The sequence below is a fragment of the Streptomyces sp. NPDC091271 genome (assembly GCF_044757505.1).
GTDB lineage: Bacteria > Actinomycetota > Actinomycetes > Streptomycetales > Streptomycetaceae > Streptomyces.
The window spans coordinates 374,427-400,505 of the sequence record NZ_JBIVVD010000007.1 but is presented as its reverse complement, the minus strand read 5'-3'; the positions used below and the strand labels follow the sequence as shown (position 1 = coordinate 400,505).

General features: G+C 70.3%; 26 protein-coding genes. 5 read left to right on the top strand and 21 right to left on the bottom strand.

The window, feature by feature from the left end:
- The first annotated feature begins 364 nt into the window (after positions 1-364).
- The 3 genes from ACIQM3_RS28890 (at position 365) to ACIQM3_RS28880 (ending at position 3,376) form a co-directional block, all read left to right on the top strand.
- Complete coding sequence (locus ACIQM3_RS28890; protein ID WP_363198900.1) at positions 365-493, top strand: LPFR motif small protein; 129 nt, start codon at positions 365-367, stop codon at positions 491-493.
- A gap of 633 nt (positions 494-1,126) precedes the next feature.
- On the top strand, positions 1,127-1,981 hold the full coding sequence (locus ACIQM3_RS28885; RefSeq protein WP_401629296.1) for an RNA polymerase sigma factor SigF: 855 nt from the start codon (positions 1,127-1,129) through the stop codon (positions 1,979-1,981).
- Between the two features lie 633 nt (positions 1,982-2,614).
- On the top strand, positions 2,615-3,376 hold the full coding sequence (locus ACIQM3_RS28880; protein ID WP_401629293.1) for a hypothetical protein: 762 nt from the start codon (positions 2,615-2,617) through the stop codon (positions 3,374-3,376).
- Between the two features lie 24 nt (positions 3,377-3,400).
- Here the strand turns inward: ACIQM3_RS28880 and ACIQM3_RS28875 are convergent, their stop codons facing one another.
- Positions 3,401-4,174, bottom strand: coding sequence for a response regulator (locus ACIQM3_RS28875; RefSeq protein ID WP_401629290.1), 774 nt, complete (start codon positions 4,172-4,174; stop codon positions 3,401-3,403).
- 107 nt (positions 4,175-4,281) lie between these two features.
- Between ACIQM3_RS28875 and ACIQM3_RS28870 the strand changes: the two genes are divergently transcribed.
- Positions 4,282-5,889: an ATP-binding protein gene (locus ACIQM3_RS28870; RefSeq protein ID WP_401629288.1), complete on the top strand. Its 1,608-nt coding sequence runs from the start codon at positions 4,282-4,284 to the stop codon at positions 5,887-5,889.
- Entirely contained in the window at positions 5,886-7,082 is a 1,197-nt protein-coding gene (locus ACIQM3_RS28865; protein ID WP_401629286.1) for a PP2C family protein-serine/threonine phosphatase, read from the top strand. The genes ACIQM3_RS28870 and ACIQM3_RS28865 overlap by 4 nt, the downstream gene beginning before the upstream one ends.
- Positions 7,083-7,104: 22 nt before the next feature.
- On the opposite strand, the gene ACIQM3_RS28860 is transcribed toward ACIQM3_RS28865, so the two are convergent.
- From ACIQM3_RS28860 to ACIQM3_RS28765, 20 genes are all read right to left on the bottom strand, one after another.
- On the bottom strand, positions 7,105-7,758 hold the full coding sequence (locus ACIQM3_RS28860) for a pyridoxamine 5'-phosphate oxidase family protein (RefSeq protein ID WP_401629283.1): 654 nt from the start codon (positions 7,756-7,758) through the stop codon (positions 7,105-7,107).
- Positions 7,755-8,981 carry a globin domain-containing protein gene (locus ACIQM3_RS28855; protein ID WP_401629280.1) on the bottom strand — a complete coding sequence of 409 codons (1,227 nt, stop codon included), beginning with the start codon at positions 8,979-8,981 and terminating at the stop codon, positions 7,755-7,757. The genes ACIQM3_RS28860 and ACIQM3_RS28855 overlap by 4 nt, the downstream gene beginning before the upstream one ends.
- A 381-nt stretch (positions 8,982-9,362) precedes the next feature.
- Complete coding sequence (locus ACIQM3_RS28850; protein ID WP_401629278.1) at positions 9,363-10,286, bottom strand: anti-sigma factor RsbA family regulatory protein; 924 nt, start codon at positions 10,284-10,286, stop codon at positions 9,363-9,365.
- 94 nt (positions 10,287-10,380) lie between these two features.
- The gene (locus tag ACIQM3_RS28845) at positions 10,381-10,623 is read right to left on the bottom strand and encodes a DUF6411 family protein (protein ID WP_393765965.1); all 243 of its coding nucleotides are present in this window, start codon (positions 10,621-10,623) and stop codon (positions 10,381-10,383) included.
- Between the two features lie 115 nt (positions 10,624-10,738).
- Complete coding sequence (locus ACIQM3_RS28840; protein WP_401629274.1) at positions 10,739-11,740, bottom strand: TIGR03842 family LLM class F420-dependent oxidoreductase; 1,002 nt, start codon at positions 11,738-11,740, stop codon at positions 10,739-10,741.
- Between the two features lie 228 nt (positions 11,741-11,968).
- Positions 11,969-12,850 carry a LysR family transcriptional regulator gene (locus ACIQM3_RS28835; protein WP_401629271.1) on the bottom strand — a complete coding sequence of 294 codons (882 nt, stop codon included), beginning with the start codon at positions 12,848-12,850 and terminating at the stop codon, positions 11,969-11,971.
- 121 nt (positions 12,851-12,971) lie between these two features.
- Complete coding sequence (locus ACIQM3_RS28830) at positions 12,972-13,985, bottom strand: LuxR C-terminal-related transcriptional regulator (RefSeq protein ID WP_401629268.1); 1,014 nt, start codon at positions 13,983-13,985, stop codon at positions 12,972-12,974.
- 531 nt (positions 13,986-14,516) lie between these two features.
- Positions 14,517-15,530 carry a TauD/TfdA family dioxygenase gene (locus ACIQM3_RS28825; protein ID WP_401629265.1) on the bottom strand — a complete coding sequence of 338 codons (1,014 nt, stop codon included), beginning with the start codon at positions 15,528-15,530 and terminating at the stop codon, positions 14,517-14,519.
- Positions 15,527-16,621, bottom strand: a complete 1,095-nt coding sequence (locus tag ACIQM3_RS28820; RefSeq protein WP_401629262.1) for an aspartate kinase — start codon at positions 16,619-16,621, stop codon at positions 15,527-15,529. Before ACIQM3_RS28820 ends, ACIQM3_RS28825 begins: the two co-directional genes overlap by 4 nt.
- Complete coding sequence (locus ACIQM3_RS28815; RefSeq protein ID WP_401629259.1) at positions 16,618-17,676, bottom strand: aspartate-semialdehyde dehydrogenase; 1,059 nt, start codon at positions 17,674-17,676, stop codon at positions 16,618-16,620. Before ACIQM3_RS28815 ends, ACIQM3_RS28820 begins: the two co-directional genes overlap by 4 nt.
- A 30-nt stretch (positions 17,677-17,706) precedes the next feature.
- Positions 17,707-18,756 carry a transporter substrate-binding domain-containing protein gene (locus ACIQM3_RS28810; RefSeq protein ID WP_401629256.1) on the bottom strand — a complete coding sequence of 350 codons (1,050 nt, stop codon included), beginning with the start codon at positions 18,754-18,756 and terminating at the stop codon, positions 17,707-17,709.
- Complete coding sequence (locus ACIQM3_RS28805; protein WP_401629253.1) at positions 18,753-20,012, bottom strand: methylaspartate mutase; 1,260 nt, start codon at positions 20,010-20,012, stop codon at positions 18,753-18,755. The genes ACIQM3_RS28810 and ACIQM3_RS28805 overlap by 4 nt, the downstream gene beginning before the upstream one ends.
- A complete protein-coding gene (locus ACIQM3_RS28800; protein ID WP_401629250.1) occupies positions 20,012-20,503 on the bottom strand; it encodes a cobalamin B12-binding domain-containing protein in 492 nt (163 codons plus the stop codon). Before ACIQM3_RS28800 ends, ACIQM3_RS28805 begins: the two co-directional genes overlap by 1 nt.
- A 111-nt stretch (positions 20,504-20,614) precedes the next feature.
- Positions 20,615-21,694: a LuxR C-terminal-related transcriptional regulator gene (locus tag ACIQM3_RS28795; protein ID WP_401629248.1), complete on the bottom strand. Its 1,080-nt coding sequence runs from the start codon at positions 21,692-21,694 to the stop codon at positions 20,615-20,617.
- Between the two features lie 7 nt (positions 21,695-21,701).
- Positions 21,702-22,181: a DUF4188 domain-containing protein gene (locus tag ACIQM3_RS28790; RefSeq protein WP_393765976.1), complete on the bottom strand. Its 480-nt coding sequence runs from the start codon at positions 22,179-22,181 to the stop codon at positions 21,702-21,704.
- Between the two features lie 9 nt (positions 22,182-22,190).
- Positions 22,191-23,603 carry an aldehyde dehydrogenase family protein gene (locus ACIQM3_RS28785; RefSeq protein ID WP_401629244.1) on the bottom strand — a complete coding sequence of 471 codons (1,413 nt, stop codon included), beginning with the start codon at positions 23,601-23,603 and terminating at the stop codon, positions 22,191-22,193.
- Complete coding sequence (locus ACIQM3_RS28780; protein ID WP_401629241.1) at positions 23,600-24,040, bottom strand: hypothetical protein; 441 nt, start codon at positions 24,038-24,040, stop codon at positions 23,600-23,602. The genes ACIQM3_RS28785 and ACIQM3_RS28780 overlap by 4 nt, the downstream gene beginning before the upstream one ends.
- Positions 24,033-24,443 carry an acyl carrier protein gene (locus ACIQM3_RS28775; protein ID WP_401629238.1) on the bottom strand — a complete coding sequence of 137 codons (411 nt, stop codon included), beginning with the start codon at positions 24,441-24,443 and terminating at the stop codon, positions 24,033-24,035. Before ACIQM3_RS28775 ends, ACIQM3_RS28780 begins: the two co-directional genes overlap by 8 nt.
- A gap of 5 nt (positions 24,444-24,448) precedes the next feature.
- Positions 24,449-25,081 carry a sigma-70 family RNA polymerase sigma factor gene (locus tag ACIQM3_RS28770; RefSeq protein WP_401629794.1) on the bottom strand — a complete coding sequence of 211 codons (633 nt, stop codon included), beginning with the start codon at positions 25,079-25,081 and terminating at the stop codon, positions 24,449-24,451.
- Between the two features lie 225 nt (positions 25,082-25,306).
- Positions 25,307-26,077, bottom strand: a complete 771-nt coding sequence (locus ACIQM3_RS28765; RefSeq protein WP_401629235.1) for a 4'-phosphopantetheinyl transferase family protein — start codon at positions 26,075-26,077, stop codon at positions 25,307-25,309.
- Positions 26,078-26,079 lie beyond the last annotated feature (2 nt).

Below are 26,079 nucleotides of genomic sequence, written 5' to 3'. Positions count from 1 at the left end.
CGGCCCGTCCGCGCGTGAACGCCTGCATGGCGGTGCGATCGACGGCGGTTCCGCGACGGACCCCGGTGGCCAGTGTTCGGTCTCGCCCTCCCACGCAATCCGCTGCGGCCTCCCGTTGCCGCTGTGGCACCGCCCGGCCAGCGCGCCCTCAAAACGCCGCTTCGGAACGAGCGAAAATCGCGCGGCAGGACAACGACCGCCAGCTACATCTCCCGCAACATATTTTATCGACGGCAGCGAACCGCTCCCCCTTCGGCGTTCAGGAGGGCGAGTTTCCCCGTAAAGCAAGTGGGTATCAGCTGATCAACACCACGTGCGGACTCCTCCGCACGGTGACCTCGGAAAAGAAGCGAAAGAGTAACCAATGCTCAAGGCAATCGCAGATGTAATTCGTTCTATCGGAGGGGCCATCGCCACCGTCGTGACCCTGCCTTTCCGTGCTGTCGCACGGCTCTTCGGCGGAGCCTCCGACAGCGCCCACGGCCGCCACTGATCAGCGCCGCCACCAGGCCTACAGGTCACCCGTCGGCAGAAGCCGTCTTCCACGCGCTCGATCGCGCGGATGAGTGGGTGAGCTCAAGTTTCCGCATCGCATCGAATTGGATTACGCCTGCCAGAGCGCCATAGCTCTCCATGTGCGAGCGTGTGGCGATCAGCGCACTCCCACTGCTGGACTGCAGCTGGGTCGCCCCGTTCTCGAAAACATCACATGCCGCACCGAAGGCGAGCTACTGCATTTTGTACCCCGGGCGCGGGCGTACGCGTAGAGCGCCATCACCGCAGGGACTCCCAGGGCGCTAGGGCCGTTCGCTTCGTTCCGTGAGCCATATACAGCTGCGCAACGGCGCGGGTTCTGCTGGCGCGCCTGCCGTCCGGGTTCGGGCAATGGCAGCTGCCGGTCCGGGGCATCCTGCCCCGTCCCCCGCTTCGCCGACTCCGTACTCTGCGGCAGCGCTGCCGCACGCCGTGCTCGCTCTCATGGAAAAGGTCGGAGGAGTGCAGGAATGACTGTGTAGCCGCGGGGTAAGCGGTCGCCCGAAAGAGAGAATCAGAGGAAGGGCGAACCATGACCGCGATGTCGGTGCGAACCACCGAAGCCCATGACATGGCTGCAGAGTCGGATGACATGAGCGCTGCGCGGACAGCTGCCGGCACGGATGCCGGAGTTCTGGGACTGCCGTGGATCGAGGACGCGGGGAAGGTCGCGCCGCGGGATGCGCGCGCCATGTCGAAGCTGTTCTTCGACCGCCTCCAGACCTTGGAGGAGGGTACCCACGAGCACCAGTACGCCCGCAACACCCTGATCGAGATGAATCTCTCGCTCGTCCGCTTCGCCGCGCAGCGGTTCCGCGGCCGGGGCGGGGAGGACACCGAGGACATCATCCAGGTCGGCACGATCGGTCTCATCAAGGCGATCGACCGGTTCGACCTGTCGCGCGAAGTGGAGTTCGCCACCTTCGCGGTCCCCTACATCGTGGGCGAGATCAAGCGGTTCTTCCGGGACACCACCTGGTCCGTGCACGTGCCGCGCCGGCTCCAGGAGTTGCGGGTCGAACTGGCCAAGGCCAAGGAAACGCTCTCCTCGAAGCTCGACCGGGACCCCACGGTCAAGGAGCTCGCCACTCACCTCGAACTCGCTGAGGAAGAGGTGATCGAGGGCCTGGTGGCGGCCAACGGCTACTCCGCCGGTTCCCTGGACGCTCCCTCTTCCGACGGCGAGGACAGTCAGGACCAGCGGACCTACGCCGAGATGCTCGGCGAGTGGGACCCTGCCATGGAGACCGTCGAGAACCTGCACACCCTCGCCCCACTGCTGGAACAGCTCGACGACCGTGAACGCCTGATCATCCAGATGCGCTTCGGCGCCGAGATGACCCAGGCACAGATCGGAGCCGAGCTGGGCATCTCGCAGATGCAGATCTCCCGACTGCTGACCCGCATCGTGCGCAAGCTCCGCGCCGGAATGAGCATCGATACCTGACCGGCACTCACTCCCGGGCCGGCCGAGGACGATCGGCAGGAAGAGGAGCGAGATCCCGGCCCAACCCCATGGCAGTGATGCTCAGTAGGGGCGCAGCACTGTCATGCGGGGCGGGGCACGGCGAGTTCGCGGTAGCAGCCGGTCAGGCTCGCAGGGTCTGGACCAGGTCCTCAGGAATGAACGGCCGACCCCTCCTCCAGGCACGGCGCCACCGGTGGACCGACTTCTCACTCGACCGTAACTCCGTTTCGCAGCACGGGGCTTCCTGGTCGCTGCCGGCGCTGTTCGAGGCGGCCAGGCTGTGCCCGGGTGCCTGGCCCGGCGCCTCCCGGCCGGAGGGCGCCCTCTGGTCGTCGCTGCCGCGGTGGGCCGGGGGCAGCGATCCAGCTCCTGGTCATAGTGCTGGGGTGCGTGCAGGAGCTGCGAAGGTGGCCGGCGTTCGAGAAGTGCCCCGTGCCGGTGATGGGCACCGGGGCAGCCGGCCCCTCACGTTCCGTAGCCGGAAACCCACCGGTTCTCACCCTCCGTGCACCCGGCCCGCCGTGCACGCAACCGTGCGCGGGCGTACGCTCACCAGGTGGGGCGAATCCCACTCGCGAAGGCCCTGAACAGGGACGTTTCCGAGGAGGCGCCGTGACAGGACAGCGCATCGCCACTCGTGCCGCCGCCTGTGCGGCCGTGGTCGTGCTCGCCGTCACCGGCACCACGGCGGCCCAGGGGGACGACGACATCGAATCGCTCCCCGCCGGGCAGATCGCCGACCGCTCCCGTGACGCGCTGCTGGACGTCAGCTCCGTACATCTGCGCGCGCGGGGCGACCTCGGGGAGGGCCGGCCTCCGATGACGGTCGACCTCAGCCTGGACCGGAACGGCAACTGCGCGGGCGGCGTGGACCTCGGCGAGGACAAGGGCTCCGTCGAGATCGTCAAACGGGGCGACTCCGTCTGGCTGAAGCCGGACGCGGACTTCTGGGAGAACCAGGTCCCCGTGGGCGGCTCGGCCTTCGAGGCCGTTCTCGCCGGGCGGTACATGAAGGGCTCCGCCTCGGACTCCAGGCTGCGGCCCGTCGTGGAGGCGTGCGATCTGGACACCTTCCGCGGACTGGTCTCCGACAACGCCGACAACGACACCGGGACGTTCAGCAAGGAGAAGGTGACGACGGTCGACGGCGTGCGGACCGTGCCGGTCACGAGGACCCTGCACGGACAGAAGCTGACGGCGTACGTCGACACCGGTGGCGAGCACTACCCGGTGCGGATCACCGTACTGGGTGACGGGGCCGACGCGGCCGTGGACTTCTCCGGCTTCGACGAGCCGGTGCCCACGGCCACCCCGCCCGCCGACGAGACGGTGGACGTCAGCGCCGTGCTGGGCCGGGCACCGGCGCAGTCCTGAGCCGCGGCTCGACGACATGGCCGTTCAGGGGCGCGGCCGGGTCGCGGTGTCGAGATAGAAGGCGTCGATGCTCTGGACGGCCCGCTCGAACTCCTGCAGGTTCACAGGCTTGGTCACGTACGCGTTGGCGTGACTGCTGTACGCGCCGGTCACGTCGTCCGGGGCGGTGGACGTGGTGAGGACGACCACCGGAATGGTGTGCAGGTCCTCGTCGTTCTTCAGGACCTTCAGCAGCTCACGGCCGTTCATCCGGGGCATGTTCAGGTCGAGAACGATCAGGTCGGGCCGCGAGTTGCCCGGGGCGCGCAGGTGTTCCAGGGCGGCGACACCGTCGGTGACCTGAACCAGATTGCGGGCTCCGCGCTCGGCGAGAGCTTCCTCGATGAGCATGGCGTCGGCCATGTCGTCCTCGACGAGCAGAACGTCGAACGCGCGGGAGGGGGTGGTGCTGATCATCGGGTGCTCCGTGGGATTCTCGTCGGAGTGGTGGAAGAGGCCTGGCCAGCGGCGCCGTGCGCCTTGTCGGCTCATACCGCAGGCGGCACCGAGCTGTGGATAGCCGGCACCCGCACGGGCCGCAGACACGGCTGCTTCCCGCTGGAGCCGCTCAGCTGCCCGCTGAAGGTTTTCCAGCACGTGTAGCAGAGCCAGAGCCGGCGCCGGGTCGTCCGGCTCCGGACCTGGCGAGGTTTCCAGCAAACGGCGAGCGAGACGCTGCGCAAGACTGTCGACCTCTGCGTCGGCGATGACGGCCGTCTCGTCCGGCGTGGTCCGCAGTTCGAAGTTCTTGCCTGGCATGACCAGCACTCTAGGGCCTCGATGCTCTCGGTGACAACAATCGTTGTCACCCCTTAGAGTGTGCTGGCCGCTCCTCCGGGCGGCTGAGGCAGCGAGGAGTCCAGCGAATGACCGGGAATACGAAACCACCGCGTACGCGGTGGTTTTCCACGTGGACGACCCGGCGGTGGCTTCGCGTGGGAGTCGCCGTTTCCTTGGTGGTGCTGGCCCTTCTCGGAACGACCGGTGCATGGGTTCTGGCACGGAGCGCGTCGATCAGCAGCGAGCTCGCGGACGTGCGGTCGCCCGCCATGACACAGGCGATCCGCCTGGAGTCGGCTCTGCTCAACCAGGAGACGGGCATCCGTGGGTACGGGCTCACCGGCAAGGCGGAGTTCATGACTCCCTACAAGGAGGGCCTCGCCAAGCAGAAGGCCGTGACCATGGAGCTCACCGAGCTGCTGCACGGCGACCGGGCCGGCCTCGACGACCTCAAGGCCGTGCAGGATGCCACGGCCGAGTGGCAGGAGAGAATCGCACGGCCGATCGCCGCCGCACCGGGCGGCTCGCCCTCACCGCTGGCCGCCCAACGGGCGGCGGAAGGCAAGAAGACCTTCGACGAGGTACGCGAGGCCCTGAGCAAGCAACAGGAACGGCTGCGCGCGGAGGGCGTCCGGGTGAAGGACGACCTCAAGACCACGATGGCCTTGCGTAACTGGGTCTTCAGCGCCATCGCGATACTGATGGTCGTGCTGACCGCCATCGTCTTCGAAGGACTGCGCCGCGGCATCAACCGGCCGTTGGAACAGCTCGGCACGGACGCCCGGATCATCGCCGGCGGCGACTTCGACCACCCCATCATCCCGACCGGGCCCGCCGACCTGAGGCGTCTGAGCAGCGAGATCGACTTCATGCGCCGCCGTCTCGTGAGGGAGCTGGCCTTCAGCGAGGAGTCACTCCAGCGCCTCGACGCGCAGGCCGCGAACCTGCAGCGCTCCAACGCCGAGCTGGAGCAGTTCGCCTACGTGGCCTCCCACGACCTCCAGGAGCCACTGCGCAAGGTCTCCAGCTTCACCCAGCTCCTTCAGCGGCGCTACGGCGGGCAGCTCGACGACCGGGCCGATCAGTACATCGATTTCGCGGTCGACGGGGCGAACCGCATGCAGACCCTCATCAACGACCTGCTCGAATTCTCGCGGGTCGGACGGGTGAACAACACGCACCAGGACCTCGACCTGGGCAAGGTGCTGGAGCGGACCCTGTCCGGGCTGAGCGTCGGCATCGAGGAGACCGGCGCGACGATCACCCACGACCCGCTGCCGACGCTGGTCGCCGACCCCACCCAGATGGGCATGCTCTGGCAGAACCTGATCGGCAACGCCGTCAAGTTCCGTCGCCCGGGCGAGACACCGAAGATCCATGTCTCGGCGGCCCGGGAGGACGAACTGTGGCGGTTCACCGTCACCGACAACGGCATCGGCATCGCACCGGAATACGCCGACAAGGTCTTCGTGATCTTCCAGCGGCTGCACACCAAGGACGTCTACTCCGGCAGCGGCATCGGTCTCGCGATGTGCAAGAAGGTCGTCGAATTCCACGGAGGCACCATCTCCGTCGACACGGCATACCAGGAGGGCACGCGCATCACCTTCACCCTGGCGCCGGAACCGCCGGAGAATCCCGGCCCGTCGTCCCTGCCGGAGGCCACCCGCTCCGGTACGGAGCGGATGAGATGACCACAGCCACGACAGCCGCGGCGGCGGCGGCGTCCGACGAGCCGATGTACCGCATCCTGCTGATCGAGGACGACGAGGGTGACGCCCTGCTCGTCGAGGAGCTCCTGCACGACACCGGCCTGCCGTTCGAACTGACCACCAGGACCACGCTGGCCGAGGCCCGCACGGAACTGGCCCTCGCCCCGATCGACTGCATCCTCCTCGACCTGCACCTGCCCGACGTGTCGGGCATAGAGGCGGTCGCCGCAGTCCGGATCCTGGCCCCGAACACCGCGGTCATCGTCCTCACCGGACTGTCCGAGGCCCAGGCGGGCACGGACGCCATGGCCGCAGGAGCTCAGGACTACCTGGTCAAGGGCAAGGTCGAAGCGGACCTGCTGCACCGGACGGTGCGCTACGCCGTCTACCGCAGCCGGACCGAGCGCACGAGCGCCCTGGCCCAGGTCGCCCGGGTGCGGGCGGAGGAGAACGCCCGCCTGGAGCGCGGACTGCTGCCCCAGCCGATCCTCGACACCTCCACGGTGAGGGTGACCTCCCGCTATCTGCCGGGCGCCGCGATGGCTCTGCTCGGCGGGGACTTCCTCGACGTGGTGGAGGGAGACGACGGGCTCCTGCACGCGGTCGTCGGCGATGTCAGCGGACACGGCCCCGACGCCGCCGCCCTCGGCGTCTGCCTGCGCATCGCCTGGCGCTCCCTCGTACTCGGTGGACACCGCGGCGAGGACCTGCTGCACCTGATGGAGCGCATCCTGACCGCCGAGCGCGGCAGCCACCAGCTGTTCGCCACCTGCACCCTCCTCACCGTCGACCAGGACGCCGCCACCGCCACCCTCCACCTGGCCGGCCACCACGAGCCCCTCCTCACCACGGCCGAGGGGACCCGTGAACTGACCGCCGCGCACGGCATCGCGCTCGGCATCGTCCCCGGGCTGCGCAGCTGGCCCTCCACGGTCATCCCGCTCCCGGCCGACGGAGCACTCACCCTCTACACCGACGGCCTCACCGAAGGGCACAACGGGGCGACGAGCGAACGGCTAGGGGTCGAGGGACTGCTCACGCTGATCGACAACCTGCCGCCGGCGGACCCGGCCCGCCACGTCGACCTCCTCATAAAGGAGACCAACGAGCTGAACGCCGGACGGCACTCCGACGACCTCGCCGTGCTGCGCCTCGACTGGGGCGCTCACCCCTGAGACGCTCGCTCGGCCGTGCGCACTACCAGCGGGACGGCGCCCTGTGGGTCCCCGGGTACGGTGCCGCGTTCGCCGGGGCCTCGGGCTGCGGGGCGGTGAAGTAGACGGCGTCCTTGGGGCGGTTGCGGGCGGCGTCGCGTTCGCGGGGGGCCGCCTGCAGGTGAGGTATGTGCTTGGAACAGTGGATGTACGCCTCGTGGACGGTGATGTGGATCCACATCTGTGGTGTACGTCCCGCGCCGGTGGGGGTGAGCGTCCGGTCGTGGGACTGCGGTTCCGTGGCGGCGCGCAGATGGGCGGCGCCGTTGACGTGGAGTCCGATGTGGTGCTCGCTGAAGTCCATGAACAGCAGGCCGATGTGGGGATTCTCGGTGATGTTTCCCGCGCTGGCCAGGACACCGTTCCCGCGGTACTCGGGGTAGGTCAGGGTGTGTTCGTCCAGCACCTGCACGAAACCCGGCGGGCCGGCGCGGAAGCTGGTGTCGCAGTTCCCGCGGGCGTCGGCTGTGGACAGGAACACCATGGGCTGGCGCGCGATGAACTCGCGCATGCTCGGCGTGAGTCCCCCGTGGACCTGGCGGGCGTAGAAGTCGTCGGCGCGTTCGGTGGTGCCCAGTTGCTGCTGCAGAAGCCGCTCCCCGAGTGAGGGTGTGCCGTCGTGGTGGGGGGTGTTCACAGTGCCTGGCGCCTCTCGTCGGGTCGTACGGGTGTCGAGGATGGTTCCAGTGCCGGAACACCCTCCAGTGGGTCGTGGTGGATGCGGGCCCGGGGCACTCCGTGGTCCAGCAGGATCTGGGTGGCGGCCGTCACCATGGGGACCGGGCCGGACAGGAAGGCTTCGTGGTGGTACCAGGGCCCGAACTCGCGCAGCACGTCGGGCAGCATGCCCTCGCGTCCGGGGATGCGCTGGTGGGACACGGCCGCCCGTACCGTGAGCCAGTGGTGGCGCTGGGCGCTCCTGAGCATGTCGTCGAGGCCGTAGAGTTCCTCGCCCGTGCGGGCCCCGATGAACACGTTCACGTTGCGCTGGAAACCGTTGCGGGCGGCCTGTTCCACCAGGGCCCGTATGGGCGCGAGGCCGGTACCGCCGGCCACGCACACCAGGTCGCGGGCCCCCCGGGGGTCCAGGACCATGTCGCCCTGCGGCGGCCCCAGGCGTACGAAGTCGCCGGTTCGGGCCCGGTGGACCAGAGCGGTACTGACCTGTCCGCCGTTCACGGCCCGGACGTGGAAGCTGAGGGTGGAATCGGGGCGCGGGGCGTGGCTGGGCGAGTAGTAGCGCCACGCTCGGGGCTGCCAGGGCGTCTCCATGCTCACGTACTGCCCGGCGGCGTAGGGGTACGGGTCCTGCGGGCGGACGGTGATCTCGGCGATGCCGTGACCCAGTGGCACGTGGCGGATGATCTCGGCAGGCCAGACCGCCGGCCGCAGCTGTGCGTCGCTCTCGGCGGCCTGGGCCATCACATCGGCTGCCGCGGTGTAGGCACGGGTCCAGGCGTCCGCCGTCTCGGGGCTCCAGGCGGGGCCCGCGTAGCGGGCCAAGGCGTCGAGCAGGCAGGCTCCGACCGCGGGGTAGTGGTCTCGCAACGCCCCGAATTTGCGATGGTCACGGCCGAGCCGGGTACAGAAACTCACCAGGTTCGCCGGATCGTCGACCAGATCCACGATGCGCAGCAGGCCGCGCAGCAACCGGTCCCGCTGCACATCCATGTTGGCCGGGAACAGGTCTCTGACCTGCGGGTAGCGGGCGAACAGGATGGCGTAGAAGTACACCGTCACCTCGCCTGCCACCGGCTCGACGACCTCGACACTCGCGCGGACCAGTTTGATCTCGTCGGAGGTCAGGATCTCCGGAGTGGCTCCTATGTCGGCGGGGCCGTCCGGTCCGGGTGGTGCCACGGGCTCATGGCCCGGGGCGGCGCCGGCGGTGTGCCCGTGTTCCGGACGTCTGGAGGAGGGCGGCGTGCGGAACGTCGGCCGGGGAATCTTCATCGGCCCGGCCGGATGCCGTTGTGTCTTATCAAGGGCGGATCGCAATCGGATGGGTTCACGCGCGTGCTCCGCCCGCGTGAGGCGAGCGAGGCCGCGAGCGTCGGTGGGGGGAGCGGGAGCTCGAAGGCCCGCCCACCCTAGATCACGAGGCGGGCACGCGCTCCGGAGGACCCACCCCGTACGGACACAGGGAGGAAGACCACTCATCGGCGGTCGTCGCGGATGATCAGTAGATGCGCGTCAGTTGCCTCATGTCAATTGTTTGCCATGGCTAACTGTCGTCGTCGGTCAGCCGGCGAGGTGGAAGCGGATCGCGGTTCCTTCGGCGTCGGTGTGGACGCGGACCAGGTCGGTGAGGTGGTGGATCATGAGCAGACCACGGCCGCCGGGCTGGTCCCGCGTGGCCGGGCGCCGGCCGGCCAGAGGGTCGCTGAGCTGCCCCGAGTCCGTCACCTCGCACAACACCTGGCCGCCCTGCGACCAGACCCGCACGGTGCCCGATCCGCCACCGTGGACCACGCTGTTGGTGGTCAGCTCGGCGACGGCCAGGGTGAAGTCCTCGAGGCGCTCGCCCATGAGCCCCAGACGCCCGGCCCGTGCGACCGCGAAGTCGCGCGCGGCGGGCAGCCGCTCGGCATCGAACACGAAGGCCGAGGCGCGCGACGGCCGGGCCAGCGGCTGGTTGTAGGCGGCGGCGATCCGGTCGGGGTCGTAGCCGCTGCTGTGGATCTCACGCCCTTCGTCGACCACCACGGGGTGCGTGGCGTACGCGTCGGTGAGTACCGTGGCATCGAGCCGGACGGCGTCGTAGGGGCAGACAATGGTGACCTCACGACCGCGGAAGGCCGCGTTGATCAGCGCCTCGTGCTGAACACAGGCGGGGTATTCGGCGGCGGTACGGCCCGGCCAGATCGGCTCACCGATGATCCGCACCCGCCCGGTGGGGTGGGCGTCGGCGAACGCCCGCAGCACCTTGGGAATGATCCGGCCGGGATTGCGCCCGGCCTCGTTCGTGTCGATGAGCCGCACCGCTCCGGCGGCCGCCCCCAGTTCCGCGCGCAGCAGCTCGAGATTGGGGCCTGGGACGGCCACCGCCACCGGTTCTCCGTCGGCGAGACCGTCCCGGATGAACGGCACCGTTCCGGCCAGGTACTCCTTGACGTCCCAGTAGAAGAGCGCCGGGTGGACGAACGATTCGGCCGCAGGCGTCATGTCACACCTCGATCGCTGGCAGTCGGCCTGAAGGCCTCCGAGGGGCGGCTTGGCGGGAGCCTCCCTCACCGGGATCGGGCTCCGGCACGCGTTCTCAGAAAGGCATGCGGCCTCGTGCGTTGCGACCGGCGGAGCCGCTGCGGCCGACAGCCTTGGAGCTGCTGCGGAAGGGCTTGCTGAAGATCCGGCCCAGAACGCCGGGGGCCTTGCCGCCGGCGCGTGATCCGGCTCCCAGGGTGCGCTGGGTCCCGCGCTCGGGGTGCCGCGAGAGGCGGGGCACGAAGAAGGCAAGGACGGCCAGAACGATACATACAGCGACAATGCCGACAATCATCATGAGGGGCTCCTTGCTTCGGGGTGTCCCTTCCGCTTGCCCCGCAGATGCGGGGGCATGCACCCGGCCGCGTGCGCCGGCCATCGGGCCCGTCCGCCGGCCGTCCGTGACCCACGCGTCAGGCGGACAGTGCGGGGATGACCGTCGAGCCGTAGGCGTCGATGGTCGCCTCACGCGCGTCGTGCATGTTGTAGACGGCGAACTGGTCGACGCCGAGATCGCGCAGGAGCTGGAGCTTCTCGATGTGGGCCTCGGCAGGTCCCAGGAGGCAGAACCGGTCCACGATCTCATCGGGGACGAAGGCCGTGTCAGGGTTCCCGGTGCGGCCGTGATGGCTGTAGTCGTATCCGGAGCGTCCGGCGATGTACGCCGTGAGGGCCTCGGGCACGAGGCCGGAGTGCTCCCCGTACCGGGAGACGAGGTCGGCCACGTGGTTGCCGACCATGCCGCCGAACCAGCGGCACTGCTCGCGCGCGTGGTCCAGGTCCTCGCTCACGTAGGCGGGTGCGGCGACGCAGATCGTGACGGAGTCCGGGTCGCGTCCGGCCGAGGCGGCCGCGTCGCGTACCGCCTTGATCATCCATTCGGTGAGATAGGGATCGGCCAGCTGGAGGATGAAGCCGTCGGCCTTCTCCCCTGCCAGCGCCAGGGCTTTGGGCCCGTACGCACCCATCCAGACGGGCAGCCTGCCGTCCTTGACCCACGGGATCTGTACCGGCTGTCCGTCGACGGTCGCCTCGCGCCCCTCGGCGAGATCGCGGATCACCTCGATCGCCTCACCGAGCCGGGCCAGCGTGTTGGGCTTGCGGCCCGCCACCCTCATCGCGGAGTCGCCGCGCCCGATACCGCAGACGGTCCGGTTGCCGTACATCTCGTTGAGCGTGGCGAAGGTGGAGGCGGTGACCTCCCAGGTGCGGGTCCCCGGGTTCGTCACCATCGGGCCGACGACCATCCGCTCGGTGTGCTCCAGGATCCGGCTGTAGATGACGAAGGGCTCCTGCCAGAGCACCGCCGAGTCGAAGGTCCAGCCGTAGCGGAACCCGTTCCGCTCCGCGCGGCGCATGAGTCCGACGACAGCCGAGGCGGGGGGATCGGTCTGGAGGACGAGTCCGAAATCCATGGCAGATACTCCTGGTCCAGTGCCGGCGGGGAGCTCGGGGATGTGGAGGCCGGGACCGGCTGTGCTCGGGAACTCTCCGAGCCACGGTCCTCAGGTGTCCCGGGGCACGCCGGAGCGGCTCCGCGGGCGCGTCCGTGAGCGACGTGCTCCGGTAGAGCTTTCCACATCGGACCCTGTCGAACCTCGTACGACGACCGCCGCTCAGGCGAGTCGTGGAGGAGAGGCCGGCTACTGGGCGTACTCCTCGGTGAGGAACCGCATCGTCTGGTCGATGAAGACCCGCATCTCGCGCGTGAGGGTCTTGCCCCGGCGCCACGCGATCTGGGTGTACACCGTGAAGGGGATCGCCCAGGGCAGGGAGACCAGGGTCCCGGCCCCCAGGGCGTCGGCGACCGTGGCCGTGGGGAGAAGGCTGACACCGAGTCCGGCGGACACCCCTCGCTTGATGGACTCGATCGTGCCGAACTCCAGGAAGGGCAGCGACTCGCCGGTGCCGTCGTTGAGTTCCGCCTCGAAGAGTTCCCGGTACGCGCAGCCCGCTTCGGCGGAGAGGACCTGTACGCCGCGGAGGGCCTCGGTGGTCACCTTCTCCGCCTGCGCCAGGGGGTGCCCCGGGGAGGCGACGAGGGTGAGGGGCTCGGAACCGAGGACCTCCGTCTGGACCCCCGGGTGCCGGGTCTCGGCCTCCATGAGGAAGCCCAGGTCGAACAGGCCCTGGCGCAGGGCGTGGCAGGTCTCGGCGCAGAGGCTGGGGCGGAGGACGATCTGGAGGGCGGGGTGACGGTGGTGGAAGAACTCCAGCAGCATCGGCATGCGGTAGGAGGTGATGCTCTCCATCGAGCCGACGGTGAGCGCGCCCGTGGGCTCGTCGGAGCCCAGGGCGGCGCCCCGCGCCTCACCGGCGAGCGTGAGCATCTGCTCGGCGTAGGGCAGGAGCCGCCGCCCTGCGTCGGTGAGCTCGATCCGGCCACCGAGCCGGTCGAAAAGGCTTACCTCGAGCGATTCCTCGAGGCTCTTGATGTGGGCGGTCAGGCTGGATTGCGCATACTTCAGTTCAGCCGCCGCACGAGTGAAACTGAGCAGCGTCCCCACCTTGTGAAACGTCGCCAACTGCCGAATATCCATGTCCCCTCCGAGGTCCGGTTTTCGCCGAACGTGGCGAACACAAGAAAATCAGCCCATGGGAGGGGCGGGCCAGAACAACCAGCTGTCTCATCGAGGACAGACGCCGTCAGGAAACGGTCACGCTTTCGTCGCCCTGATCCAGCCCTTGCTTCGCGAGCAGGATGCCCGCCTGGAAGCGACTCGTCGCTCCTACCTCCCCCATGATTCCGGAGATATGACGGCGGCATGTGCGCGTGGAAATTCCCAGTCGGCGGGCGATCACTTCGTCCTTGAGGCCCATGGCCATCAGACGGACGACCGATATCCGCAGGTCCTCGGCATGGTGGTACTCGGAGGCCCCACCGATGTCGAAGGTCTGACTCCCCTGCCAGACGGACTCGAAGGAGCGGTACAGATAGGCGACGATCGTGGGGTCGGTGACGAGCGCCGCGCCGGGCGGCTCCTTGCCCGTACGCTCCTTGGGGATGAAGGCGAGCTTCCGGTCGTAGATGATCAGCCGCTCGGAGAGTTCCTCGGCGGTGCGGACCTCGGCGCCCGCCTCGCATATCTGGCGCACGTAGGCGCGGGTGGCGAGACTGGCGTGTGCGGTGTGCTGGTAGAGGGTCCGGATGCGGATGCCGCGCTCCCGCATCTCCAGGGTCTGGAGAAGATCCTGGTCGAGCAGTTCCGCGCTGCGGCCCCCACCGGGCTGAAGGGTGATGCGCTCGTCCGTGCACCGTCTTCGTGCCAGGTCGATCTCGCGCCTGACGTCCTCGAAGTCGTCGAGGACGCGGATCGGCACGTCCTCGGCCACGGGCTGGGCCCGCGCGCGGTACATCGAGGACAGGACACGCAACTGCTGATGGATGCTCGAGATCTCCCGGCGGCGCTGGGCGATCGACAGCTCCAGAGGCGTGACCAGCTCCGCCTCGGCGATCTCGGGGTCGAGCGCGACGACCGCCCGGCCGGTCCCCGCCGAGGCCAGCAGCCTCATGTCCTGCAGGGTCTTGCGCGCCTGGGTGACCAGGCGGACATCGACGCCGAGATGGCCGGCGACGTCGTCGTCCCCGAAGGAACCGGCCCGCAACGCGAACTCATAAGTCGCGACGGCCACTTCGTCCAACTCGTGATGCTCGTCCATCGGCCACCAGCCCCCATCGAATGCCCGATATGTCGCTATCCACTTGCTGCCGCTCCATCATAGGACACCCCGCGGCACTCGAACTGGATCTCCGGAACTGACAGATTTCCACTGCGGCCCGGACGGGGCCGCAAACGAATGAGACTCGCTGGGGGACACGACATGAAGGCTCGCACTTTCCTGACTCACGGCATCGCCGCAACCGCACTGACAATCGGAATCTTTCACTCCGTCGAGATGACGTCCACGAGCACCGGAACGAACGAAACGTCCGGCCGGGTAATCGTCGCCGACGACAAGTGGGACGTCGTCCCGCCCGCGCCGCCGGCCGGTTCCAGATCCGCCGTCACCTTCTCCTCCCTTTCCTGAATCCGCGCTGAAATACCAAGGAGCAACCGTGTTCCAGAGGAAACTTTCCGCGACCGTTCTCGAAACACTCCGGGCCGATTCCGGGACGCTGCACTGGCCGCGCCGGACGCCGTAGCGCCCGCGGCACCCGGGGGGGTGCGGGACGAGTACGGCAGGTGAGAGTCAGAAGTGCACGCGGCGGTCCTCGGGGGTGACCCGGTACCGGATGTCCCAGAGGCTCCGCCGCACATAGGTCCGCTGCAGCCACCGGTCCGATCCGTCGTGGCGGGCCTCGAAGGGCGAACGGGCATGGATGCCCTTGCGGTTGTTGATGAGCAGGGCCTGACCCGGCTCCAGCCGTACGGCGTGCGCCACCTCCCGGGCGACCTCCTGAAGGTGCTCGAAGGCAGCCTCGGCCTCCCGGTCGAGAGCGCGCACACCGTTCGCCGACACCGCGATCTCCGGGTATGGCCCGGTGCCGCTGATCACGGGCACCGGGTCGGACAGGACCTCCGCGCCGCCCGCGGCGCTGCGTGTGTAACTGCCCGGCGCGTTGAGCCGGAAGAGCGGACGGCGCAGCAGCTCGAGCGCGCCGCCGTCCAGTCGGCGGCAGAGGTCGCGGGCATCCGCGTAATAGGTGACCGCCGCTCCCGAGGGGTCGCCCCGCAGGCAGTTGAGCACGAGGAAGTCCGGGTTGGCGACGTCGTAGCGGCCGGTGGCGTCGTAGGTGATGTCGCTGTGGAAGTTCAGGAAGACCGCTGAACTCTGGTTGGTCTGCGTCCGGGCACCGCCGGCGACCGGAACGACGTCGTGGACCAGTCGGCCGCCCTTCTCCGTGAGCACACCGAGCACCTCGCCGAGCAGGCCGGTCAGGCCCAGCAGCACTCCCTCACTGACGAATCCGCTCTTGCCCCGGCCCGGGCCGCCGTCGAGTGGAGTGGGTCCCGTCTCCGCGTCGACGGGGAGGTTGCGCACCAGTGCGACACCCGGGGTGTCGATGTGCCTGCCGAAGTCCAGCACGGTGCGCAGGAGTCCGAGGGGCAGCCCCGCGAAGATCTGATGGCAGCGCGCCGTCGTCGCGTCGATGTCGTGTCCGGGATCGGGCAGGTCCGCCAGCTGCCGGCCGATCGCCTCCCGTACGGCGTCGGGCAGCGCCAGGTCCGTAAAGGTCATGGTCGACTCACTCATGTCACTCATACCCCCACTCGTATACCGGCCCGAGGGGCCGGGAAGTCCAGGCCGTCGTGCAACTGCTGGGCCAGGCGCAGCGCTTCGGCGCTGCCGTCGGCCACGTGCGTGGTGACCTTGCTCCCCCGCATCTCCGCCACGGGCACTCCCGCCACCCGCCCGGGCGCCACCCCGTGCCGGTGCTGGACCCCCTCCGTGTCGACGTATCCGCCGACGACCGCCACCGACGGACGGCGGTTGAGCCGCACGGCGTCGAGCCCTTCGAGGTGGAAGGCGTGGTGCGCGGCGTCGGCACGCGCCTCGTCGGGGTAGTCCAGCACCACGGACCGCTGGTTGAAGACCACGGCCGCCGCCTGGGTGCCCGCCCCGCTGATCGTCGTACCGGCCGTGTAGGGGGCGCGGTTGAGACGCAGGACGATCTCGATCCGGTGCCGCAGCGCCAGCTGTACGGCGCGGCGGTGCAGCACCTTCGCCCCGTACAGCGACATCAGGGCCGCCATGTTGTACGAGACCTCCCGGAGCATCCTGGCCCCGGTGATCAGATGGGGGTCGGAGGTGTAGATCCCGTCGACGTCGGAGTGGATCTCGCACGAGCGGCTTCCGACGGCGCGGGCGACCGCCAGCGCCGACAGGTCGGAGCTGTTCTTGCCCAGCCAGGTCGGCCTCCCCTCGGCGTCCACCGCCTGGCCCCCGGGCACCACCACGACCTCGTACTCCGAGAGGGCCCGGCGCAGCGGGCCGGGATCGATCCTGGTCACGCGGGCCCAGAGGAACGAGGTGTTGGTGGTCAGCCCCAGCTGGTGTCCCGCGAGGACCGTGGCGCCGCGTCCCCTGCGGTGCAGGGCGGTGGCCAGCAGATGGGCGCTGACCAGGTCGGCCGTGGTCAGCAGGCCGGCGGCGGTGTCCGGCCCTGGCCGGTCGTTCACCTCGTGCAGCCGGTCGCGCAGCCCTTCGGTCTCCCCCTGCATCGCACTCACCACGACGGCCATGGGCCGGCCCTCGCGGCGGATGCGCTCGTCGAGTCCGGCGGCGAGCTCGTGATAGGCCTCGGGGGTGCGGAAGGTGGAGCCGCCGAACTTCAGTACCACCGGCGTGTTCACCGCTCTCCTCCCGACAGGAAGCCGCGGCCGAGGGCGTACTCGGCGATCTGGACCGCGTTGAGGGCCGCGCCCACGCGCAGGTTGTCGGAGACGAGCCACAGCCAGAAGCCGCGCGGGTTCTGCGGCGACACCCGCACCCGGCCGACGTGCACATGATCGGGGTGGCCGGCGTTGAGCGGGGTGGGGAAGGCGGAGCGGTTCTCGGCGTCGTGCACGGTGACCTCGGTCTGACGGCCGAGCAGCCCGACGAGTTCGCGTCGGTCCACCGGTTCGTCCGTCTCCACCCAGACCGCTTCGGAGTGGGAGTTGACGACCGGGACGCGCACACAGGTCGCGGTGACCTCGAGATCGGGCAGGCCGAGGATCTTCCGGGACTCCTGGACCATCTTCTGCTCCTCCAGCGTGAATCCGCTGTCCTGGAGCTCGTCGATGAAGGGGACCACGTTGAACGCCAGCGGCGGACTGAACCGCTCGGACGGCAGGTCGGCGTCCGGATCGCGCAGGGCCACCTCGGCGCCTTCCAGAAGTTCCTCGATGCCCTGGTGCCCCTGCCCCGATGCGGCCTGGTAGGTGCTGACGACGACCTGCCGGATCCCCCAGCGCCGCTCCACCGGCTGCAGTACCCGGACCAGAGGAATGGTCGAGCAGTTGGGGTTGGCGATGACACCGCTCCCCGGAGGCCGGTCCAGGACCGCGTGGTTGACCTGCGGCACGACGAGAGGGGTGTCGGGGTCCATCCGGTAGGCGCGGGTGTTGTCGATGACCAGGGCGCCCTTGGCGACGGCGGCCGGCACCCAGGCTCTGCTGACGGACGTTCCGGCGGAGAAGAACACGATGTCGACGAGACCGAAGTCGAAGTCCTCCAGGGAGAGCACCTCGTGCGGCCGTCCGCCGACCGGGATCTGGCGGCCGACGCTGCGGACCGAGGCGACCAGGTACAACTCGCGGTAATGCAGACCGCGTTCCTCGAGAAGCTCGATGAGGGTGCTGCCCACGGCTCCGGTGGCGCCGATCACGGCGATACGAGGGGCTGCGGGGTCGGTGACGAGAGTCATCAGACTTCTCCGTTCTGGACGAGGGGCGGGTCAGTGGAGGGGCACGGGATAGTGCAGCCCGCCCGACGTCCACAGGTGGTTGAGTCCACGGGGCACGTCGAGGCCGGAGGCGGCGCCGAGGTTGCGCTCGTAGACGTCGGCGTAGGTGCCGACCGCCGACAGGACCCGGTCGGCCCATCGTTCGTCGAGGCCGACCGCGGGGCCGTGAGGCCCCGCGTGCCGGGCCGCGGCCCCGGGGCTCTCGTACTCGGCCGCCAGCAGCAGTTGCAGCACCCAGCGGACCAGGCGGAACCACTGCGGGTCGGTCTCGTGGACCGCGGCGGCCATCGGCTCGCGGGAGATGGAGACCGGCAGGATGTGGTGGTCCCGCGGCCGGGGCAGCCGGGATCTGGCGCCGGCGAGCGCCGTACGGTCCAGGACGTAGGCCGCGCAGTCACCGTCCGCGTACGCGGCGAGGGCGTCGGCCGGGTCGTCGAAGGGGACGGGCTCGACCTCCAGGCCCCGCGGGCCGTACCAGGCCTCCAGGTTGAACGTGGTGGTGCAGCCCTTGTGGACGGCCAGACGCCGGCCGGCGAGGTCCTCGGGGCCGGTGACCTCCGAGTCCGCCGGGACGAGGAACCCCTCGCCGTCGTAGCAGGTGACTCCGGCGAAGAGCACCCGGCGGGTGGCCTCCCGTCCCATGGTCCAGGTCAGGTTGCACGTCGTCAGGTCGGCATGCCCTGCTTCGAGGGCCGTCAGCCGGTCACCGGCCGTGACGGGGCGCCAGTCGACGGCTTCGGGGTCGCCGAGGGCCGCCGCCGCGACGGCGCGCGCGATGTCGGTGTCGAGGCCGGTCCAGCGCCCCTCCGGCGTGCACCGCGAGAGTCCGTGGATGCCCTGCGAGACGGCGGCCCGCAGGGCTCCCCGCGCGCGGGCGGCACGCAGCGTGGCCGTGGCGGTCCGGCGGGACTCCGAGGACCCGCCGTCGTGCGGCCCTGGGGTGGCCGCAGCGCGGGACGGGCCGTGCGGCGCCGGGGCCGGGGGGCGGGAGAGGGAACGGCCCGTGGCGCGGAGCCTCGGAGCCGGGACGGGGCGGGTCATGAGGCGCTCCTCAGCGGGTGGCGTCGGACGTCGCGGTCGAAGCGCCGACGGTTGAAGGTGAGCAGCTCGGTCAGGTGGCGCGCGGTGACCGGCGCCGCTCCCCCGGCCGTCACGGGCATTCCGCCGGCCTGGCTCCAGCCGAGCATGGACCGTGCGTCGATCGTGGCGCGCGCACGGTTGGCGTTGTCGGGGTGGAGACAGAAGGGCACGTCGAGGACACCCCGGGCGAAGGCACCGACCAGGCAGTCGCCGAGCGTGCGGCCGGTCTCCAGGGCCGCGTCGACCAGGGTGCGGGCCTCCTCGTAGAGGCCCGAGGAGGTGGCACGGGGTGCGTCGGCGCCGTCCGAGGTGGTGGCGGCCACGGAGGCCGCGTACTCGAGTGCCGCCACGTTCTCCTCGACGGTGGGTATGCGGTGCGCCTCGGCCGGGGTCTTGACCACCAGGCGTTCGGCGCCGCCGTGGACGGCGAGGCGGGCGCTCTCGGCGAGGAGACGGCGGCTGCCGCCCTCGGTCCGCGGGAAGACGCCCATGAAGGTGTAGAGCACGATGTGGTGGGTGGTGGACAGCCGCTCGCCTGCGAGCCGCCGCAGCGCCGCCAGTGCCTCCAGGTCCTGCCCCTGGTGGATCTGCTGCGCGTAGCTGAGGGAGATGCCGCGCAGTCCGTGTTCCTGGAAGAACATGCCCTCCAGCACCGCGAGAGCGACCAGGAGCGACGGCGGGCACAGCTGACCCAGCATGCAGCCGCCGAAGGTCTCGATGTGCGGGGGCACGGGCTGTGCGGCAAGCAGCTCGCAGCCCGCGCTCCACTCGGCGACCGCCCGCGCGAGCGGCACCCGGCCGTAGGGCAGGCAGTACGAGACCGGGCCGCCCTCCGTGGCGTCCACCCCGGCCTCGGCCATCGCGCGGAAGAGCCGCAGGGGCCGGGGCGTGCCGTGACGGACCTGTACGGGGAAGGCGGCCGACGAGCAGTCCTGGAGGAGGGTCCGCACCGCGGGGACGCCGTGGGCGAGGAGCGGGAAGCCGTTGAGGCCTGCGGGGTCGTCGCGCAGCGCGCGACGCGCGGTTTCGTCGTCGAGACACCGGGTGTAGCTGTCCAGGGTGACGGTGCCCACGGTGGTGGCGTCCGCCTCCCGTACGGCGGCCAGGCCGGCGCGCATGCGGTGGAGTTCGCCGAAGCCCATGCGCGGCTGGACGACGAGACGCCCCGCGGCGTGCGCGCGGTCCACGAAGCCGGTGAACCGGTCGGTGGCCGTCATCAGGCGGCTCCGGCCCCTGCGCCGGGCCGCCCACGGGAGTGGCCGGCCGTCAGACGGCCGAGGAACGCGTCGAAGCGGACCAGGCCGGCTTCGGGTCCGCCCTCGGCGGCGTCGTCGAAGACCGCGTCGTATCCGGCGGCCCGCAGCCGCGCGTCGGCGTCGGAGTGGTCGCGGCCGTCGATGCCCAGCTTGCCGCCGATAACGGCGGGCAGGGCCGCGAGTGACGGCACGGCGCGGAGGGTATGGATCAGGCGGAGTCCGTCCGTCCGTCCGTGGCCGTTGACCGAGCTGATGACGAGCAGGTCGGGGCGGCCGGTGCGGCAGGCCTCGACGATCGTCGCGTCGGGCGTCGTGTTGCCCAGGTTCGCCACCTCGTGTCCTCGGTCCTCCAAGAACAGCTGGAGGTGCACAAGGTTCCACAGGTGGGCGTCGGAGGACAGGCCGGAGACGACGACGCGTAGGCGACGCCCGGCGAAGGCCGTGCCGTTCATGCTGTCCCCCCGGGGGTATGTGAGCGAGCGCTCGTGGAAACTATCCGCCCCGCTCCGCGGCCCGGTCCAGCCGCCTCGACGGGGTTTCCCGATGCGGCCGATCAGGAATTCCTATCCACCGTCGTCCTGGGGCCGGGCATCACTGAGCAGGCCCAGCCGCGCGGCCGCGAGACCGAGTTGGAAGCGGGTCTCGACCTGGAGCTTCTCGCAGAGCCCGGCGAGGTAGCGGCGCATGGTGCGGGTCGAGATCCCCAGCTTGCGGGCGATGAAGTCGTCGGATCTGCCGCGCTCCAGGTGGCGCAGGACGGCCAGTTCGACGTCCTCGAAGACCTCGTTGTCCGCACCGCCCGTGCCGACCGGCCGGGCGTGCTCCCAGATGTGGTCGAAGATCACGGTGAGGAAGGTGACCACGGTGGGGTCGCGGAGCACCGCCGCGCCGCCCGTCGCCGTGGGCACGACCGCCGTGTCGTCGTCGAGGATGATCAGCCGCCCGGGGATCACCGCGGCTGACCGTACCTCGGCGCCGAGGCCGTTGAGGTGCGTCATGTGGTGCAGCGCCTCGCGCTGCCGGCGGGCGGTGTGCGGTACGACGGTGCGGTACCGCACACCCCGGTCCAGGAGGTCCTGGTCGAGATCCCTGGCGGCGCGCAGCGTCTCGGGGCTGCCCATGGTGGGGTGCGCCGTGAGCACGCTGTGCCGTACCTGCGCGGAGAGTTCGGCGAGCCGGTGGCGCACGGCCTCCCCGTCGGTGAGCAGTTCGGTCGCGCCGCCTTCGAGGCCCCGGCGCACCTGTCGCTCGTACAGGGGCCCCAGCGGGCCGAGTTCGCGGTGGGTGGTGTCGATCCGCCGCAGGAGTTCACGCACCCGGGTCTGGGAGGAGGTGGTCAGCGTGACCGCCGCGAGCCCCGGGGAGAGAGCCTCGAGACGGTGCGGCCCGTCGGGGCGCAGCAGTTGCCGGGCCGTCAGCCTTCGGACGGACCCGGCGAACCTGTCGGACGTCAGACCGAGTTGTGCCGCGGCCTCGGCCGCGTCCGGTGAGACCTCCAGGAGCTGTCGGTAGACGTTGATGTCCTCGTCGGTGAGCGGCTCGTCGGCCGGGAGGGTGTCGTCTTCGGGGACGGCGGCACGCGCCCCGGGGCCGGAGACGCTCACGTCCTGACCGGCGCGTGCCGGCTCCTGCCCCTGGCGCACGACGGTGTCAGGCCTTCTCGGCGCCGGCGGCGCCGGGCACGGGAGGACGCACCCGCTGCGGGACGGACTCCGTGGCGGCGGCGATCCCGAACACGGGTATGTTCCGGTACACGGTGTGCATGCGCGCCGGGTCGACGATGTAGGCCTCGTGGAAGATGCCGACGGCGCCGTCGTTGCGCACCGCGCGGTTGAACCAGGCCCACATCGAGCGGTGCTTGCCACTGGTGTTGTGCGAGTAGCGCATCAGATCGTCCATGCTGCGCCAGTACTGGAGCATGATCACGGTCCGGTTGAACCAGGCGCGCGAGTAGAGGAACCCGTGGTCCTTGTTCTTCTTCAGCTCGATCAGCATCGGGATCATCGAGGCGATGACGGGCACCCAGCGGTGCACCATCCAGAACTTGTTGATCCGGGTGCCGATCAGCAGCACCACCGTGCCCTCGGGTGCCGAGGCGATGCGCGGTTCGGTGACGACCTTGAGATCCATGGTTTCCTCTCAGAAGGGGTAGGAGCGCGCCGGGCTGCTGATGGTGAGGGTGTGCCAGCGGGTGAAGGCGTCGATCGCCGCCTGTCCGCCGAACCCGGACGCGTTGCCCGAGGCGCCGACCCCGCCGAACGGCAGGTGGGGGTCGTGGTTGACCGTCTGGTCGCCGACGTGGACGACACCGCAGCGCAGCCTGGAGGCCAGGGCCCGGCCCTGGCCGGCGTCCGACGTGTAGACGGCGGCGGTGAGGCCGTAGTCCGAGGTGTTGGCGAGCTCCACGGCCTCCTCCTCGTCGGCGAAGGAGGTCACCGTGGCCACGGGGCCGAACACCTCGGCGTGGAAGACGGACATCTTCGGCGTCACGTCGGCCAGCACGGTCGGGGGGAAGAACTGCCCCTGCACACGGCCGCCGGTGACCAGGCGGGCCCCCTGCGCGACGGCGTCCTCGACCGCGGTGGCGATCCGGGTGAGCTGGCCCCGGTCGATGACCGGGCCGATCTGGGCGTCCGTACGGTACGGGTCGCCGATGCGCAGCGCCGCGGCGCGGCGGGCCAGGGCCTCGGTGTAGCTCTCCACCACGTCCTGGTGGACCAGATGGCGCCGGGCGGCCATGCAGATCTGTCCCTGGTGCAGGAACGAGCCCCAGGAGCCGGCGGAGGCAGCGGCCTCGATGTCGGCGTCGGGCAGGACGACGTAGGCGTTCTGCCCGCCCAGTTCGAGGACCACGCGCTTGAGCAGCCGTCCCGCGGCGGCACCGATCTCGCGGCCCACCTCGGTGGATCCGGTGAAGGAGACCATCGCGACGTCCGGCGACCGGACGAGTGCGGCGCCCGCGTCCGCGTCGCCGTACACCACCTCCAGGACACCCTCGGGCAGCCCGGCCGCCGCCAGCACCTCCGCGAAGAGCCGGCCGCCACTCAACGGGGTGTGCGGGTCGGGCTTGAGTAGGACGGTGTTGCCCAGCGCCAGGGCGGGGGCGACCGAGCGCATGCCCAGCAGCACCGGGAAGTTCCAGGGCACGATCACGCCGACGACGCCCAGCGGTACGCGCCGCACCTCGGTCTCCCGGCCCGGGTCGGAGCCGGGGCCGTGCGGCGCCTGGGGCGCCGTGGCGAGCTCGGCGGCGTGGCGCAGCTCCGCCGCGCCGGCGTGCACCTCGTAGAAGGCCTTGCCCGTGATGGATCCGCCTTCCCTGACCAGCAGGTCCTGGGCCTCCTGGGCGCGTTCGAGCAGCAGGTCGGCGGCGCGGTTCAGGATCGCGGCCCGTTCGGCGGCCGGCGTCGCGGCCCAACGCGGTGCGGCGGCGGCCGCCCGGCGGGCCGCCGAGAGGACGGCGCCGGAGGTGGCGAGCGGGACGCTGCCCAGCTCGTCGCCCGTGATGATCTCGCGGCTCGTCAGCAGGCCGGCTTCGGTGACGGTGCTCACCTGGGTACCTCGGATTCTCGGGAGGAGGGTCGGGTGGTGTCGGCACGGGTGAGAACGGCGTGGGCGGTGATCCGGCCGGGGCCGGAGGTCACCGACAGGGAGACGTGCCCGTGCAGGACGAGCTCGGCGAACCGGGCGAGTTCGCCCCGGAAGACCAGGGTCCAGGGGCCTTCCTCGCTGCCGCGGAGAAGGATGTCGTTCCACCGGGAGGCGATCCTCGGCGGCGCGGCGAGGGCGCGCAGGGCGGCCTGGCGCAACGCCCAGCCGACGACGGAGCCGCCGCCGGACGAGAGCTGGAGGGCCCCCGGTCCGTGCCAGGCGACCAGCCGCTCGACGGCGTGCGTGTCGACGCCGTAGCTGCCCACCCTGAGGACGCTGTCGGCCCGGACGGGCGGGTGGCCTCCGCGCCCGGCCGCCGGGTTCGCCGTTTCAGGCATGGGCGGCCTGCCCTTCGGCGAGGAGGTTCTCGACCATGGAGATGAGGTTGCCGACGGTCATTTCCGCGAGCATGCGGTCGAGGGTGAGCTTCCCGTCCCACCGGACGGTGTCGAGCTGCGGCATGACGGTGGTCAGCTGCGCCATACCGCGCCCGCTGACAATTCCGCGGGCGTCGCAGAACTCCGTGTCGGGGACCGCTCCCTGGAGATACTCCCCGCATTTCTCCACGGAGAGAATGACCGGTGCGGTGCATTCGATCCGGAAGAATATGTCGAGCAGATCCAGGGATTCGAGTCCCAGATCGGCGGAGAAGACCAGATCCGTGCTGTACAGGTCCGTGGGAATTCCCAGCGTGTCGATGACGATCGACCGCACCAGTTCGTTCACGTCGTAGTGGGACATGCGCGTCACTCCTGTCCGGCCGGCCCGGCCTGTGCGGCCCCCGCTTCGGGGCTTCCCCCCACCAGAGCCTTCCGGTGTCGCGGACCGGACAGGTCCGCATGTAGCGAAACGAGGGGGCAGCGGGCATGGCCCGCCGCCGTGGGGAGGCGTTCGCCGGCGTCCGCGGCGGCCAGCGCGCGGCGGAGTCTGCGCAGGCAGCGGGTGCGGATGGGGCCGACGGAGCCGACCGACATGGCCAGCGCGGTGGAGATCTCGTCGTACGAGGCCGGTGGGTCCGCGAGGGCCAGCATCAGCACGCCGCGGCACTGCTCGGAGAGGGTGTCGATGGCCCGCTGGGCGTCCTCCCTGCGCTGGGCGCGCAGCGTGATCTGCTCGGGGCTCTCGCTGTGACCGGAGAGTCCGTCGAGGGTCTCGCTGTCACCGACCATGACGAGTCGTTTCCTGCGCGAGAGGACCTTGAGCGATTCCCGGCGCGCGACGGTGGCGAGCCAGTCACCGACGCGTTCCGGGTCCCGGATCCGCTCGACGTTCTGCACGAGTCGGAGCCAGGTGAGCTGTCGTACGTCTTCGGCGTCGGCGTCGCTCATCCGATGGCTCCGGACAACGGACCAGACAAGTCTGCCGAATCGTTCCACCATGGCGTCCCAGGACGCCTGTTCTCCACGTGCGCACCCCGCCAGCAGTTCCGCGTTCGCTTTACGGGGCATGGGAATTCCCTTCGTGAGGGGTGGGGGCAAGGTTTTCGAACGCCGTCAACGGGAGTACGACAATGCAATCCGCTGGGGGGTGTGCGGGGCAAGCGGTTACGACGTCAGGTAGGGGACCGGCCACAGGTGGACAGCGGTGGTTCCGGGCCGGACCGGTCATCGGAGCGCCTGCTCCGGCAGGAGGTCGGGGATCGCCGAACGCAACCTGACCGGCAGCGGGCCCGCGTCGCCCCGGTCGGCCCGGATGGCGACGCCCAGCGCGTACCGGTCCCAGATCTGGAGGACCTGCACCTGCCACAGGTCCCGGTCCTTCTCGGGGATGTCCTCGTCGACGACCGCCAGGCTCCCGTCCCTGAGCCGGTGGACGGAGAAGGCGTCGAAGCCCCGGCACATACCCATCCCGGTGGCCTTGGTGTACGCCTCCTTGGCCACCCAGGAGTCGGCGAAGGCGTGGCCTCGCTCGCCCTCCCGGTTGCGGCGGAGGACCTCGTTCTCCAGCGGGGTGAAGACCTTCGGCGCGAACTGCATCGCCTCGGGCCTGGCAGGGGTGACCTCGGCGTCCACGCCGGCGGTCCGGCCGCGGACCACGATGGCCGCGATCAGACCGTTGGTGTGGGTGATGTTGAAGTCGAGCCCCCAGGCGCACCCCTCGACCTCGGGGCGTCCGTAGGTGCCGGTCCTGAACCGCCAGGAGTCGGGGGCCACGTCGGCGTAACGCGACAGGACCTGACGGGAGAGGAGACGTGCGCCGAGGAAGCGGCGACGGGCCGCCGGGAACAGGAGCCGGTCGTGCCGGGCCCGTTCCTCGTCCGTCAGCAACGCGGCGCCGCCCGTCGCCTCGGCGAACCGGTCCACGTCCTCCTCCGCCAGCAGCCAGACCTCGGCCGTGTCGGCGAGCGGGTCGGCGAACGGTGCCGTGCTGTCCATGG